Genomic DNA, 13,879 nt, shown 5'->3' with positions numbered 1-13,879 from the left:
TCGCTCAGGATGACAGTATGCTTATATTGTTATTTTTTTGGAGCCTCAGCTTTCTTAAGTTTAACCTTGTCTCCAGAATTAAGATCTTTAGAAACTGTTGTGTAAGGCCCTGTAATTACGACATCCCCAGGTTTAAGACCAGACATTACTTCAATATTAGTATCATCCTGAATTCCAGTTTTAATAACTCTAATCTTGGCCTTATCTCCAACTTTCACAAAAACACATTCGAATTTTTTATCGCTTTTTGGAGCTGCTTTTTTATCTTCATTAGGATCTTCAACCTTAAAATCTTTTACAGCAGTAGTATCCGACTTTACGACAACAGAACTAATTGGCACTGCCAAAACATTGTTTTTCGTTGTTGTAATAATATCTACAGTAGCAGTCATTCCTGGTCTAAAAGGAGAATATGTACTTGGTTTTCCTTCTAACAGATCTTGATAAGAATCTTTCAGAATACGAACTTTAACTTTAAAATTCGTTACCTGATCTGAAGTTAATGTTGTGCTTGCAGAATTAGAAATACTGGTTACAACGCCCTTAAATTTCTTTTTTAAATAAGCATCAACTTCAACATTTGCTTCATCTCCAATTTTAATCTTTACGATATCATTTTCATTCACATCTACTTCAACCTCCATATTGTTTAGGTTTGCCACGCGTAAAAGCTCCGTTCCGGCCATTTGCTGTGTTCCTAAAACTCTTTCTCCCAATTCTACATTTAGTACCGAAATGGTTCCATCTGCAGGAGAATAAATTGTGGTGCGGCCTAAATTGTCTTTGGCTTCGGTAACAGATGCCGAAGCACTTTGAACATTGTAATAAGCGCTTTGTTTTGTTGCTTTGGCCACTTCAAAAGAAGAAATGGCTTTATCCCAATCTGATTTCGAAATTACACCTTTATCATACAATATTTTATTACGCTCATAATTTGCTTTTGCTTCTTTAAAACTTGCGTCAGACTGAGTTAGACTTGCTTTTGTTCCAGCTAAATTTGCGACAGATCTTTCTAATCCTGAGGTATATAAATCGGGATTTATTTTTACTAATAAATCTCCTTTTTTAACCACTTGCCCTTCTTTTACGTTTAATGAAATAATCTCGCCCGAAACCATCGAAGCAATTTTAATTTCAATTTCAGGCTGAATTTTACCTGTTGCAGAAACAGTTTCAACAATTGTTGAAGCGGTTACTTTTGCAATTTCTACTTCTTTTCCTTCGTCCTTATTTCCTATTACTCCAGCCTTAGAAAGACCGACCAAAGCTGCAATAATAACTATTGCACCACCTAATAAGAAATAAACAGTTTTTTTTGACATAATGAATTATTTTGTAATAATTGGAACAATTGGAATTCCGAAATAAAACTCTAATATTTTAATTTTAAACATGTAATCGTATTTTGTTCTGATAACATCAGACTGCGCATTAGTCAATAATGTTTGGGCTTGAGTGAAATCAAATGAATTCATTAAACCAACATCATATTTTTCTTTTGCATAATTGTAAGCCTGCTGTCTTGCCTCTAAAGTTACAGTAGAAGATTCGTATGTATTTAAAGCTCCTCTTGCATCTGTAAAAGCGGTGTACACGTTACGTTGCAAATCTAAACTTTTTTGCTCTAAATCTATTTTAGATTTTTCTAAACTTACTTTATTACGCTCTACATTATTCTTAACTGAGAAACCATTGAAAATAGGAACATTTAACTGCAAACCAAAATTATGCCCTTTATTATCGCTAAACTGCTGGAATATAGGGTCTGGCCCTACTGTATATGGATTACCGCTTGCATCCAACCTAACTTGATCGCTATAACTTGCTCTGGTATTAAATCCATAGAAACCAGAAAGTGTTGGCTGATAAGCTCCTTTGGCTATAGAAACATTTTTTTCAGCAATCTCCAAATTGGTTTGTGCTAATTTTAACTCTGTTCTAGTTTCTTTCGCTTTGTTATAAATTTCAATTGGACTCTGAGCTAGGATATTATTTTCATCCGCTACATTAGTATCATCAACTACATCAAAATCTGCAAACTCTTTTAATTGTAAAAGCTGAGCCAAACTCAATTTAGAAATCAATAAATTATTTTCAGAAACCGCAATGTTTTGTTTGTCTGTTGCAACAGTAGCTTTCAAATCGAACAAATCTCCACGCGGAATAGTTCCTGCATTTACCATTTCTTCAGAACGAGCATATCGTTTTTCGTCGATTAACAATTGCTCTTTTTTAACCTTTAAATCTTCTTTATTAGATAAAATCTGCAAAAAGGCACTAGCGACATTCAACGAAATATCTTCCTGCATTTTTAACAGCTGATAATGTGAGGCAATAATACTTAATTTTGCCTTTCTCATCGTGTTTTGATTCTGCAGACCTTTGTAGATGTCAACTCCCGCGTTTATCCCAACTGAAGAATATTGTGTAGTTTGGTTACGTAAAATACCTGTTGTAACATCCTGGTTCAAACCGATATTCCAAGAGTGAGAAGCGGTTCCATTTACAGATGGAAGATAATTTCCTAAAGCTCCTCTTTTATCGATCTCAGCATTTTTTACATCTAATTCAGATAGTTTTACCGTGATATTATTTTCGAGTGCATATCTCACACACTCTTCCAAAGTCCATTGTTTTGATTGCGCCTGCCCAGTTAATCCGAATCCGAATAACACTGCAAAAATCAGACTATTATATTTATTTATTTTCATATACTTTTAATGAAGGCGCAGTAAACCGAACTACGCAAATTTAACATTTTTAAAACCAAAAAGATCCTTAACCTTTCAAATTAGCTTATTTTTTTTCTTTGTCTCCTTCGTTAATCAAGCCCTGATTCCAGATTTTAATTTTATCTGTATCACTTATACCGCTTTTAACTTGAACATAGATTCCGTCGCTTACCCCCAGAACCAAATCTCTTCTTTGAAATTTCTGTGGAGCATTTTCGACTTCTACATAAGGCTTTTGTGTTTTTTTGTCAAATTGAACCAAAGATTCTTTTATTGCTAAAACTTTCTCTGCTTTCTCCAAAATAATAGAAGCATTGGCACTTAAACCAGCTCTAATAAAAGTATCGTCTCTGTTGATCATTTGTGCTTTTATTTCAAATTGGATTGCACCATTTTCTGTAACTCCTTTTGGAGCGATATAGTTTAAAACTGCATCAAATTTTTTGTTTTCGATAGCACCAATTGTAATTTCGATTGGCATTTTTTCTTTAATTTTTCCAACTTCAGATTCATCAATTTTTCCAATAAAAATCATTCTTCCAACATCGGCAACACTAGCAATTGTAGTTCCTTCGTTAAAGTTATTACTTTCGATAACTTGGTTACCTACTTTTACTGGAACGTCTAATACCATTCCGTTAACTGTCGAACGAATTAATGTATTAGCATAATTTCCTAAAGATGAAGTTGTTCCTGTTTTAACAATATCCAAACCTTGTTTTGCAGCCAGATAATTTTGTTTTGCCTGATTGTAAGCCAGCTGTGCAGCATCATAATCATTTGCAGAAATTACATCTTTCTCAAATAATGTTTTCTGTCTTTTATAGATTTTTTCCTGATTATCTAATGCTATTTTAGCAGTCTGTACCTGATTCTGAGAGCTACTTACATTCGAAACGTTTGCTACAACTCTAATCTTAGCAATCATATCACCAGCTTTGATTTTTTCACCAGCTTTGATGTACACTTCTTCTATAATACCTGAAATATTTGGTTTGATTAAAACTTCTTCATCAGGCTGAATATTTCCTGTCGCAATAGTATTTTTTACGATAGTTTTTATTTCTGCTTTTTCCGTTTTAAATACAATCGGTGATTCTTGGTTTTTAGCATACAAATAGTAAAGCGCGCCAAAAAAAACAACTGCAATAAATATTAAAATGGTTACGGTTACTCCTTTTTTCATTTGTTCTTGGTTTAATCGATTTATTTTGATTGATAATTTATTCTGTCCTTAATGCATCTACGGGTTTCACATTGATGGCGGTCTGTGCCGGTATAAATCCAGCAAGCAAACCAGATCCGACCAATATAATTAATGCTACAAATACAACTCCTAAATCTACAGTTGGATTGGCAAACATAGTATTTTGATCAGGAGGCATCGAATCTAGTACCATATTTAAAAGTGCTATAATTCCTGTTGCAACAGCAATTCCGAGCATACCTGAAATAATGGTTAAAAATATAGACTCCGATAATATCTGCCCTCTAATTGCTCCAGGAGTTGCGCCCAAAGCTCTTCTAATTCCGATTTCTTTTGTACGTTCTTTTACCACAATCAGCATGATATTCGAAATTCCGATTACACCCGAAATCAAAACTAATGTTCCTACGAAATAGGCAATTACTTTTAGGATATTAAATAAGCTTTGTACTTTATTAAACTGCTCATACAAATCAAAATTTCCAACCGCTCTTTCATCTGTCGGATTTATAGAATGCAATGCTTTTATAATCTCTAAAATTTTAGGTTTTAAATCGGTTATAGAAGTTTCATCTTTTGCGGTAAGCGCCATCCATCCTACTTTATCTCCATAATTAAAGGCTTGCTGAAAAGTTGTAAAAGGAATAAAAATATTCTTCTGTTCCTGTTCTGCATTTCCTCCCTGCTGTTTCGATTTATAAACTCCAACAACCATAAAATTAATGCTATTAATTTTTATATAAGTTCCAACCGCTTCCTCTTCTTTACCATAAAGCTCACTGATAACTCCTTTACCAATTACACAAACTTTTCTTCTCTGCTCAATATCCTGCTGATTTACAAATCTTCCTTTAATAATATCCATCGGCTGTTGTTTAATCAGCTCTGGGTAATCTCCATAAATTGTAAATGCAGAAGTTTTTGTGCCTCTTACCACGTTATTTGTTCCGTTAAAATCACCTAATTGATTTCTCGGAGAAACATATAACAAATCTGGCAATGCCGCTTTTAAAGCGGTTACATCACTATTTCTAAAGTCATAACGTCTTGTTTTTGGTAAACCTTTATACGCCTTAGAAGTAGTCTGGCTCCACATAAACATGGTATTGGTCGCAATTCCATCAAAACCTTTTTTAATACCATTTTCCAAACCATTACCTGCAGCAAGTAAAATTACCAAGATAAAAATACCCCAAAAAACACCAAAAGCTGTCAGGATAGTCCTGAAAGGATTGGCGGTTAATGCCTGTAAAATCTCGTCCCAATTATCTTTTTTAAACATAATTATTCGTCTCTAAGTGCTACAATAGGTTTAATTTTGGCTGCTCTGTAGGCTGGGAAAAATCCTGCCATTGCTCCGGCAAAAACAAGTAATACCAAAGTAGTTAAAGCTACACTAAAATCTACTTCAGGATTTCTGAAATACTCACTCTGAACCATCGGACCAACGAACTCCAATAAAGCAAGACTAGCCAATAACCCCACAAAACCTGCAATGGTCGTAATGAAAATTGATTCATGAAGAATCATCGTGATAATAGAAAAAGGCGAAGCTCCCAGTGCTTTTCTAATTCCGATTTCTTTTGTACGTTCTTTTACAATAATAAGCATGATATTACTTACTCCAACAACTCCTGCTATAATGGTACATATACCAACCCACCAGAAAAAGAGTCTGATATATAAATTTAAATCGTAAAACTGTTTAGCGTCTTTAACTGAATTATAAACTCCTACCCCACCATCATCTTCGGGAGCTACTACGTTTTTACTTTTTAATAAGTTTTTTAAATCTTGGGTAAATTTTTCTGATTGAGCCAATGCTTCATCATAATCGCTTGTCTTTTTTAGGGTAAAAAACAAGTTGCTAATTTTATCGCCACCTCCAAATGTTTTCTGAACTGTAGTTAAAGGCAAATAAGCACGAGTCTCTTCTCTTTCTCCTCCTGGATCTGTAAAGACTCCGACTACTTTAAAGTTAATGTTGTTAATTAGAATTTCTTCTCCTATTGCCTCTTTATCTTTAAGCAAATCGGTTTTCAATTTCATTCCGATAACCGCCACTTTTGCATTACTTTCTAAATCCTTCGCGTTTACATAACGGCCTTGAACTATGGTTAAATTTTCGATTCCGCCATAATCTGGATTTACTCCTCTAAATTGATAATTACCAGATTCTTTGCCATAAGCAAAAGACTGCCCCCAATAATTATTTGTTGAAGCTCTCAAATCTAATTTATCTTCGAATTTCTGTACCGATTGATTATAATCGCTATTGCGAAATTGAATTTGTCTCCCTGGATTTAATCCCTTATATTCTTTAGTAGTAGTTCCAGACCAAACCTCTATAATTCCAGCCGCATCGCGTTCGAATTGTTTTTCAATTCCGTTCTGAAGACCTTTTCCTGCACCAAGCAAGATGACCAAAATAAAGATTCCCGAAGCCACAGAGACTCCCGTTAAGAATGTTCTTAAACGGTTTTTAGAAATGGCTTCAAATATTTCCTGCCAACGTTCAATATTAAACATAAGACGAAGCTCTAACTTGTTCTACTTTTTTATCATCGATAATTAATCCATCTTTTAGGACTACATTTCTTTTGCACATTGCTGCAATATCGGGTTCGTGTGTCACGATCAAAATTGTTTTTCCCTCGTCATTAATCCCTTGAATAAGCTCCATAACTTCATAAGATGTTTTGGTGTCAAGAGCTCCTGTTGGCTCATCGGCAAGTAATACTTTCGGATTCGAAGCTAATGCTCTTGCAATAGCAACACGCTGTTTTTGACCTCCAGAAAGTTCATTTGGCAAGTGGTTAACATGAGAACCCAAACCTACTTTCTCCAAATACTTCATCGCTATCTCGTAACGTTCCTTCCTTTTAACGCCTTGATAATACAAAGGCATCGCTACATTGTCTAATGCTGTTTTGTAATTTATTAAGTTAAAAGACTGAAAAACAAAACCTAAAAATTTGTTACGATATTTTGAAGCAATTGTTTCGTTTAATTTCTTAATTGGTGTTTTGTCTAAAATATAACTTCCTGAATCGGCTTCATCCAAAATTCCTAAAATGTTAAGAAGTGTTGATTTACCCGAACCAGACGATCCCATGATTGCAACCAATTCCCCTTCCTCTATATTAAAATTAATCCCTTTTAATACATGTAATTGCGAACTTCCCATTTTATAGGATTTGTGTAAATCTTTAATTTCAATCATGGTATTGTTAATTTTTTTAGACAATAATAACGTATTTATTAAGTAATTTATGATAATAAAAAGTTAATAATTATGTTACCTATTTTCTATTAGACTACCTTTTTTAGTTATTGTTACACTTTTTTCAGAAAATATGATTGTTTTTGTAATTTTACCTTGTCTAAAAATTCATACTAAAATGAAGCTTACTTCTATTATTACAATGTTTTCGGTGCTTGCCGTACTAACAAGCTGTTCTTCAACTTCAAAATTAGAAACATTAAAACCCGAACCCGATGACGCCAGCCCGCTAGTTTATGATAGCAGTCCGTCTTTTATCAATCTTCCTATTACGATTAAATTAAGTGATATCGAAAATCAGACAAACACGCTCCTTAACGGATTGATTTATGAGGATAATAACATCCAAGATGATGATATTGAAATAAAAATCTGGAAACAGGCTCCAATCAAAATTCAAAACGATCCCTCAAATCCGAATAAAAGAATTAGAACGATTTTACCGCTTAAAGCGAATATCAAATATCGAATCGGAACAAAAAAAATGGGGATAGAGCTCTACGACGTTAGAGAATTTAATCTAAACGGAGTTATAACTTTATCTAGCGAAACCACTCTTACCAATTGGAAACTAACAACAAAAACAGAGTTCAAGTCTCTAAATTGGAACGAAAGCCCAACAATGACTGTATTTGGCAAAAACATGCCGATTACTTATTTAATAAATCCCGCTATTTCTATTTTTAAAAACCAGCTAGAAAAGGAAATTGATGGAGCAATTGAAAAATCAATGGATTTTAAACCAAACGTTCTTCAGGCTGTTGAAAAAATCTCTACTCCTTTTCAAATGAGTGATACCTATGAAAGCTGGTTGCGAATTGTTCCGATCGAAATTTACTCTACCAATGCAAAACTGAAAAACGATTCTTTCTTGCTTGATATGGGAATGAAATGCAATATGGAAACCATCGTTGGAAAACAACCAGAATCAAAATATAATGCTAGCAAAATTGCGCTAAAACCTGTTGCTAAAATCCCAAATCAGATTTCTGCTAATATTGCTGCCATTTCGAGTTATGTAGATGCATCAAAAATTATGACCAAGAATTTTGCAGGTCAGGAGTTTGGTTCTGGAAGCAAAAAAGTAACCGTAAAAAATGTTTCAATTTGGCATAAAGACGGAAAAATGGTCATTGCTTTAGACATTTTAGGATCTATAAACGGAACTATTTATTTAAATGGATTCCCTTCATACAACGCACAAACAAAAGAGATTTATTTTGAAAAGCTAGATTACGTCTTAGACACCAAAAGCAAACTGATGCGCACAGCAAACTGGCTTGCACAAGGATATATTCTTAGAAAAATGGAAGAAAGCTGCCGATATTCCATTCAACCGAATTTGGAAGAAGGCAAAAAAAGTATGGCGGGTTACTTAAAAAACTATTCGCCGATGCCTGGAGTATTTGTTAACGGAAAAATGGAAGACATTCAGTTTGATAAAATACAGTTGACCAATCAAGCCATTATAGCCTTCATCAAAATAAACGGAACGGTTAATGTTTCGGTTAACGGATTGAAATAAAAACCAAAAAAAAAGCAGTGTAAACTACACTGCTTTTTTCTTTTTAGAATACATTCGATAAATCAAATATCCAATTATTAATACAAGTAAATACGGAATTACCATTAAGTAAACAATTCCATCATTTACAGCTTCAGCTTTTTTGGTATTAGAATCTCCTCCTAAAGCCGCACGGCACATTGCACATTGCGCATTAGCAGAAATTCCAATAAAGAAAAAACAAATTCCAAAAAACAGAGCTTGAAATTTGAATTTTAAGATTTGAATATTATTTTTTTTAGTGTACATAATATGGAGAAATCATTAAGTAAACCACTACTCCCGTTACCGCTACATATAACCAAAGCGGGAAAGTGATTTTAGCTATTTTTCTATGTCTGTCAAAACGTTTTGCAAGTGCTCTTACATAAGTAATCAAAACAAGTGGAATAATAGCAATTGACAATAAAATATGCGTTACAAGAATAAAGAAATACACATAACGCAATACTCCTTCTCCTCCGTATTTTGTAGAATCTGAAGTCATATGATACGCTACATACATAACCAAAAATGCAACCGACAATGCAATAGCAAAAGTCATTAATCTTTCGTGTAATTTTTGATTTCCTTTCTTAATTGCCATAACAGCCAAAATTAGCACAACAGCAGTAATACCATTTGTAGTTGCATAAATTGGAGGTAAAAATGATAAAGGTTCTACATTAAAACCAAAATCTTTTAATTTAACACCAAATAAAATTGCCACGACAACTGGAATTACAATTGAAACCGCAATAATGAACTTGTTATATTTTTTCTCTAAAGTATTATCTTCCATTTTTATTCTTCTAATAAAATTTTAATGTCTTGCTGAATATCTCTTACTCCTTTTTTATCTAAACCGTCGTAGTATATACTCGGATTTCCGAATTCATCTTTTCTGCATCGAATGTTTCCGTCTTTGTCAATTAAAGCAAACAAACCAGAATGCTCAAATCCGCCGCTTACTTTATCATTTTCTCCTGCATAAAGATTAAATCCTTTATTAGACAAATCCATAATTACGTTTCTGTCTCCAGTTAAGAAATTCCAGTTTGAAGATTTAACACCTAACAGTTTAGCATGATCTTTTAAAACTTGTGGAGTATCGTGTTTCGGATCGATTGTAATAGAAACAATTCCAAAATTAGGATTCCCAAAAAAAGTCTTTTCAATCTCCAGCATGCTCATGTTCATCTTTGGACAGATAGAAGGACAAGTTGTAAAGAAGAATTCCAAAACATAAACTTTTCCTTTATACGTTTCATTCGAAATTTTCACATTGTCTTGATTGGTCAATTCGAATTTTGGAGCCGGACCAATTGTCAAAAGCTTCGCATCTTTTGAAGTTTTAACCCCAACATTATCCAAACGGTTTCCTTTTACAACGTCACCGTTTTTAACTCGATCGACAATTTTAGGAATGGCATAAATCCCGAAGATTAGAATCACAAAAGAGATTCCGATATATGATTTGTTCTTAAACATTATAAATGATTTTTTAAAGTTGCTTTGTAGCGTTATGATTCTTCTTTAAAGCTGCGCGATATTCGTAAAGAATAATCTTGAAGTCATCAAGCATTTCATTACTCAACTCAGACGGATGAAAAGTATCATAACCTTCTTTGTATTCTTTCTGATCTTTTCTTCCTCTCAGATTGCGTTCTTTATCGACAATATACACATTAGAAGTTCCAAGGTTTTCATTCAGTTTTTCTTTTAAATGCAGTCCGTCATAAAATTTCTGGATCTCTTCTTTTGAAGCAAAAACAAAATTCCAATTCTTAACATCTGTGAAAGGAGATAAAGCATCAACAATTTTTTGAGCTTCTTTTTCAGTTCCTATCGGACACAACACTACAAACTGAAGGTCTTCAAAACCGTTATAACGTTTATAGATCTTTTCATTTAGATTAAAATAATTACCTCTATTTTCTAAAATATTTGTACCAGCAAAACCTAGCACAGTAATCTTTTTATCAAGGGAGATTTTTTTTCCGTTTAATGAATTCCAATTTCCAAAGTCGGCCACTTTTGGTGTTATTACAGGAAGTGTTGTAAAACTATTTACACCTGAAGCGAAAAACAAATACGCTACAATTGGCAATACAAAAAGTACAAAGAGAACTATATTTTTTTTCATTGTATTAACGGAGAATTATTGAGGTACAAAAATAAAAAAAGCTCCGTAAATCGGAGCTTCTTTTCGAATTAATATCATGTTAAAAATTCCATTTAATAGTAGAATCTTTAAAAACCCCATAAATATAATGTCCTTCTGTCAATAGAATAAACAATAAATATAAAACTAGGAAGATAACAGGAGAAACTACAGACCATCTAAGGCTGCTTTTTTCACCTTCCATGTGCATAAATGCCCATACAATATAGTATGCTTTGAAAATTGTAAGGATATAGAAAATCCAGTTTAACAAATTCAAACCAATAAAATGAGTAAATTCTAATGATGCAGGTTTGTAGATACCCAAAATAACTTCAACTGTAGTTACTACTGAAAGTAATGCGAAAACAAACCAGATTCTTTTTGTATTTGATACGTGCTCGTGTGACATAATAATTAAATGCTAAAAATTAAACTAGGTAGAAAACTGTAAATACAAATACCCAAACTAAATCTACGAAGTGCCAGTATAAACCAACTTTTTCTACCATTTCGTAGCTTCTTCTCTTCTCGTAAGTACCTAATAATACATTAAAGAAAATAATGATATTGATAATAACTCCAGAGAATACGTGGAATCCGTGGAAACCTGTAATAAAGAAGAAGAAATCAGCAAATAATTTATTACCGTACTCATTTCTGATCAAGTTAGCACCTTCTACTACATACTTAGCTGTTGCTAAATGTTTTTCAGATTCTTCTCTTGACAAGATTGTCTTTTTCTTTTTATCTGTAAGTTTTTCTGTTCTGATTAAAACTTCAGGGTGTGCTTTAAAACCAGCCTGAACTTCAGCAACCGTGTAAGTTGGAAGAGACTGAGCGTCTTCCATAAACCAAGTTGAGTGGCTTCTTGTTAAAGCTTCTCTTTGTTCTGGCAATTTAACAGCAAAATCAGCTAAAGCTACTCTTTTACCATCTTTATCCACAAACTGAAGTAAACTACCTCCAGCAGTTTCAACTGCACCATATTCCCCTTTAATGAAGTTTTTCCATTCCCAAGCTTGAGAACCAACGAAAATTAAACCTCCAATAATAGTTAAGAACATGTAAACAGCAACTTTTGTCTTTTTCAATTGGTGTCCTGCATCAACAGCTAATACCATTGTTACAGAAGAAAAGATCAAAATAAAAGTCATTAATGCTACATAATACATTGGAGCCGCAACACCATGCATAAATGGGAAGTGAGTGAACACTTCATCAGCCAAAGGCCAAGTTTCAATAAATTTGAATCTAGAAAAACCATAAGCTCCTAGAAATCCAGAGAATGTTAAGGCATCTGATACGATAAAAAACCACATCATCATTTTACCATAACTTGCTCCTAAAGGCTCATTGTGACCGCCTCCCCAAGTTTTTTCGTCGTTGTTTGCAGTAGTAACTGTCGCTCCCATAAAAGATATTCGTTAAAAAGTTCCCAAATTTACGTTTTTTTCTTATTTAAAGAAATATAAAAATAAAAATAAATATACCCATAATAAATCCAAAAAGTGCCAATACATCGCACCTAGCTCTATCCCAAGAGTTTGAGTCGAATTGTATTTTTGTTTAAAATGATTATAAATTATAATTAAAAGTGAAATTAATCCGCCAGCTAAGTGCAACAGGTGTGTAACTGTTACCACATATAGAAAAGTTGTAGTAATTGAACTACCTTCTCCTGTAAAGTAATACCCTTCTGAAACGATTTGTCCAAATCCTTTGAATTGTAATACCACAAATAAAATCCCTAAAGCTAAAGTTCCAAGAAGCAATCCAGTAACCGCACTTCTATTGTCTTTTTGAATGGCTTTTTTTGCCAAGTAAAAAGTAACACTGCATGCAATAATTACCGCTGTACTCCAATAGAAAGCTGAAGGAAGTTCAAAATTTTTCAACCAGTCTGCTCTTGATTTACTAACTACAAATGCACTAGTTAAACCAGCAAACATCATGGTCATACTAACCATCGCGAAAAGCAGAATCAGTTTTGCCGATTTTGATTTCCTTACTTGTTCTTCTGTTTTCAATGTCATTTCCATAAAAACTATCTTAAAAATTTATCTACTATAAATACAATTTGCAAAAGCGAGATATAAGAAACACTCACTAGCATTAATGTTCTCGCTGCCTTTGCAGTTCTTAACTTATACAAACGAACCGCATAAAAAAGCATCCAAATCCCTAATAGAAACACTAAAACTGCCGCAATTGGAGAAATAAATAACTGACCCGTAAAACCTAACACAGGTAATAACGATGCTATAATAAGCCAAATTGTATACAATATTATCTGCAATGCTGTTCCTTTATCTTTTTTACCTGTCGGAAGCATAAAAATTCCTGCTTTCTCATAGTCTTCATATAAAAACCATCCAATAGACCAAAAATGCGGGAACTGCCAAAAAAATTGAATTAAGAATAAAGTCCCTGCCTCGATGCCAAATTCGCCAGTTGCTGCTACCCAGCCCAACATAAACGGAATCGCTCCAGGAAAAGCTCCAACAAAAACAGACAACGAAGTTACTGTTTTTAATGGTGTATAAACACTTGTATAAAGAAATATCGAAATCGCAGCAAACATTGCCGACTTTGCGTTTATCGTATAAAGAAGTGCAATACCAATAATAGTAAGCAAACTTGCTACTAATAAAGCGACTTTAGGAGACATACGTCCTGAAGGAACTGGACGGTTTTTGGTACGATCCATTAAAGAATCGATATCTTTTTCTATTACTTGATTAAAAGCATTTGAAGCTCCTACCATACAATAGCCTCCAACTGCCAAAACAGCCAAAACACTCCATTTAAAAGGATGTTCAGAATCTACGCCTAATAAATATCCAGCAATAGAAGAGAACAATACACTAATAGCTAAACCAGCTTTAGTAATCTCTTTAAAATCTAGAAATATTGATTTGAGTGATAATGTATTTTTTGCAGCGTTCAA

At 33.5% G+C, this 13,879-nt stretch carries 15 protein-coding genes; 1 reads left to right on the top strand and 14 read right to left on the bottom strand.

Annotation, left to right across the window (positions count from 1 at the left end; all coding sequences use genetic code 11):
- Window positions 1-29 precede the first annotated feature (29 nt).
- The 6 genes from QLQ95_RS11880 to QLQ95_RS11855 form a co-directional block, all read right to left on the bottom strand.
- Window positions 30-1,322, bottom strand: a complete 1,293-nt coding sequence (locus QLQ95_RS11880; protein WP_095927898.1) for an efflux RND transporter periplasmic adaptor subunit — start codon at window positions 1,320-1,322, stop codon at window positions 30-32.
- 6 nt (window positions 1,323-1,328) lie between these two features.
- Window positions 1,329-2,711 (bottom strand): TolC family protein, encoded by a 1,383-nt coding sequence (locus tag QLQ95_RS11875; RefSeq protein WP_320492731.1) that lies wholly within the window; start codon window positions 2,709-2,711, stop codon window positions 1,329-1,331.
- 85 nt (window positions 2,712-2,796) lie between these two features.
- Entirely contained in the window at window positions 2,797-3,918 is a 1,122-nt protein-coding gene (locus tag QLQ95_RS11870) for an efflux RND transporter periplasmic adaptor subunit (protein ID WP_095927900.1), read from the bottom strand.
- Between the two features lie 37 nt (window positions 3,919-3,955).
- Entirely contained in the window at window positions 3,956-5,221 is a 1,266-nt protein-coding gene (locus QLQ95_RS11865) for an ABC transporter permease (protein WP_095927901.1), read from the bottom strand.
- Between the two features lie 2 nt (window positions 5,222-5,223).
- Complete coding sequence (locus QLQ95_RS11860; protein WP_095927902.1) at window positions 5,224-6,468, bottom strand: ABC transporter permease; 1,245 nt, start codon at window positions 6,466-6,468, stop codon at window positions 5,224-5,226.
- Window positions 6,461-7,162 (bottom strand): ABC transporter ATP-binding protein, encoded by a 702-nt coding sequence (locus tag QLQ95_RS11855; protein WP_320492730.1) that lies wholly within the window; start codon window positions 7,160-7,162, stop codon window positions 6,461-6,463. Before QLQ95_RS11855 ends, QLQ95_RS11860 begins: the two co-directional genes overlap by 8 nt.
- Before the next feature lie 178 nt (window positions 7,163-7,340).
- Between QLQ95_RS11855 and QLQ95_RS11850 the strand changes: the two genes are divergently transcribed.
- Window positions 7,341-8,747 carry a DUF4403 family protein gene (locus tag QLQ95_RS11850; RefSeq protein WP_428237029.1) on the top strand — a complete coding sequence of 469 codons (1,407 nt, stop codon included), beginning with the start codon at window positions 7,341-7,343 and terminating at the stop codon, window positions 8,745-8,747.
- 24 nt (window positions 8,748-8,771) lie between these two features.
- On the opposite strand, the gene QLQ95_RS11845 is transcribed toward QLQ95_RS11850, so the two are convergent.
- The 8 genes from QLQ95_RS11845 to cyoE form a co-directional block, all read right to left on the bottom strand.
- On the bottom strand, window positions 8,772-9,035 hold the full coding sequence (locus QLQ95_RS11845; protein ID WP_428237028.1) for a hypothetical protein: 264 nt from the start codon (window positions 9,033-9,035) through the stop codon (window positions 8,772-8,774).
- Window positions 9,025-9,567 carry a DUF420 domain-containing protein gene (locus QLQ95_RS11840; protein ID WP_095927904.1) on the bottom strand — a complete coding sequence of 181 codons (543 nt, stop codon included), beginning with the start codon at window positions 9,565-9,567 and terminating at the stop codon, window positions 9,025-9,027. The genes QLQ95_RS11845 and QLQ95_RS11840 overlap by 11 nt, the downstream gene beginning before the upstream one ends.
- Before the next feature lie 2 nt (window positions 9,568-9,569).
- Window positions 9,570-10,256, bottom strand: a complete 687-nt coding sequence (locus QLQ95_RS11835) for an SCO family protein (RefSeq protein ID WP_095927905.1) — start codon at window positions 10,254-10,256, stop codon at window positions 9,570-9,572.
- A gap of 13 nt (window positions 10,257-10,269) precedes the next feature.
- Entirely contained in the window at window positions 10,270-10,911 is a 642-nt protein-coding gene (locus QLQ95_RS11830) for a hypothetical protein (protein WP_320492727.1), read from the bottom strand.
- 79 nt (window positions 10,912-10,990) lie between these two features.
- The gene (locus tag QLQ95_RS11825; RefSeq protein ID WP_095927907.1) at window positions 10,991-11,341 is read right to left on the bottom strand and encodes a cytochrome C oxidase subunit IV family protein; all 351 of its coding nucleotides are present in this window, start codon (window positions 11,339-11,341) and stop codon (window positions 10,991-10,993) included.
- 19 nt (window positions 11,342-11,360) lie between these two features.
- The gene (locus tag QLQ95_RS11820) at window positions 11,361-12,344 is read right to left on the bottom strand and encodes a cytochrome c oxidase subunit 3 (RefSeq protein ID WP_095927908.1); all 984 of its coding nucleotides are present in this window, start codon (window positions 12,342-12,344) and stop codon (window positions 11,361-11,363) included.
- A gap of 42 nt (window positions 12,345-12,386) precedes the next feature.
- Complete coding sequence (locus QLQ95_RS11815; protein WP_482503916.1) at window positions 12,387-12,971, bottom strand: cytochrome c oxidase subunit 3; 585 nt, start codon at window positions 12,969-12,971, stop codon at window positions 12,387-12,389.
- 5 nt (window positions 12,972-12,976) lie between these two features.
- Entirely contained in the window at window positions 12,977-13,879 is a 903-nt protein-coding gene (gene cyoE / locus QLQ95_RS11810) for a heme o synthase (protein ID WP_482503914.1), read from the bottom strand.

It is taken from the genome of Flavobacterium sp. B330r (assembly GCF_056824325.1).
The sequence above is the reverse complement of the archived record's forward strand: the minus strand, read 5'-3'. Positions and strand labels throughout refer to the sequence as shown.